This window comes from Ruegeria sp. N8 (assembly GCF_056531325.1).
Genome location: NZ_JBQFLQ010000030.1, coordinates 1 through 1,510, shown reverse-complemented (window position 1 = coordinate 1,510; position 1,510 = coordinate 1). Strand labels below are relative to the sequence as shown.

1 protein-coding gene is annotated in these 1,510 nt (G+C 54.8%); it reads left to right on the top strand.

What is annotated here, in order from left to right:
- Nucleotides 1–85: 85 nt before the first annotated feature.
- Nucleotides 86–1,437, top strand: a protein-coding gene (locus ACR0C5_RS19680) for an IS3 family transposase (RefSeq protein ID WP_480878635.1) whose coding sequence is annotated in 2 segments (ribosomal slippage) — nucleotides 86–422 and nucleotides 422–1,437 — 1,353 coding nt in all. Because the reading frame shifts where the segments join, the coding sequence is not laid out codon by codon here.
- Nucleotides 1,438–1,510 lie beyond the last annotated feature (73 nt).

Here is a 1,510-nt window from a genome sequence, read left to right as displayed (position 1 = left end):
TGTCCGCCATCAGCACCCATGGAACAGACTAGGTTGATTGCGTAGCGGAGGATTTCAGGCTCATCGTAACCATCAGAGAGTGGAGATGAGAATGAAATCCGGGAAACAGAAAGCGTCAGCAGAGAGAGTTGTCAAAGACATCCGCAGGAAGACACGGCGCCAGCATTCGGCAGAGGAGAAGATCCGTATTGTGTTGGATGGGCTTCGTGGTGAAGACAGCATAGCGGAGCTGTGTCGCCGTGAAGGAATAGCTACGAGCCTGTATTACAGCTGGTCGAAAGAGTTCCTTGAGGCCGGTAAGAAGCGGTTGGCTGGCGATACCGCACGCCAGGCTACCAGCTCTGAGGTGAAGGATTTGAGAGCGGAATCGTCGGCGCTGAAAGAGGTAGTCGCCGACCTGACCCTTGAGAACCGGCTGCTCAAAAAAAGCATGTTCGAGGATGGGGGAGACGACGAATGAGATATCCCGCATCCGAAAAGCTTGAGATCATCCGGCTGGTTGACGGTTCGCACCTGCCGATCAAACGCACACTGGAAAAGCTCGGCATTCCCAGAACGACCTTCTACCGCTGGTACGACAGGTATCTGTCTTTCGGCGAGGCCGGGCTTGAGGATCGCCATTCCCGGCCAGGTAGGGTTTGGAACCGCATCCCCGACAAGGTGCGCAAGCAGATCGTGGAACTGGCTCTGGAAGAACCCGAGTTATCGCCCCGCGAGCTTGCGGTGCGGTTCACCGACACCAGGCGCTACTTCGTTTCTGAGGCCAGTGTTTACAGGCTTCTGAAGGCACAAGATCTGATCACTAGCCCAGCCTGCATCACCATCAAAGCGGCGGATGAATTCCATGAGAAGACTGTGCGGCCGAACCAGCTCTGGCAGACCGACTTCACCTATCTCAAAGTCATCGGTTGGGGCTGGTTCTACCTGTCTACGATCCTGGATGATTACAGCCGTTACGTTGTCTCTTGGCGCTTTTGCACCACGATGAAAGCTGACGATGTCACAGGAACGCTGGAAGACGCTTTGGCTGCATCAGGTTGTGACAGTGTCACCGTTGCCCACAAGCCCCGGCTGCTCAGCGACAACGGCAGCAGTTACATCTCTGGCGAGTTGGCGAAATGGCTGGATGAGCAGGGTATGGATCATGTTCGGGGAGCGCCCAACCATCCGCAGACCCAGGGCAAGATTGAGCGATGGCATCAGACGATGAAGAACCGTGTCCTGATGGAAAACTACTATCTGCCAGGAGCGCTCGAACAGGCCATCGGCGACTTCATCAATCACTACAACCACAACCGATACCACGAGAGCATCAGCAATCTGACACCCGCCGATGTCTATTTCGGTCGAGCCGAAACAATCCTCAGACGCAGAAAGGAAATCAAACACCAGACAATCCAGAAACGCCGCTTGCTGCATCATCAGAACGCGGCGTAGATTGAAACTACGGCGAGCCTGATCCTCCTAAGCCAATCAAACGCTCGTGTTCCAAATCATTCGATGACGGACA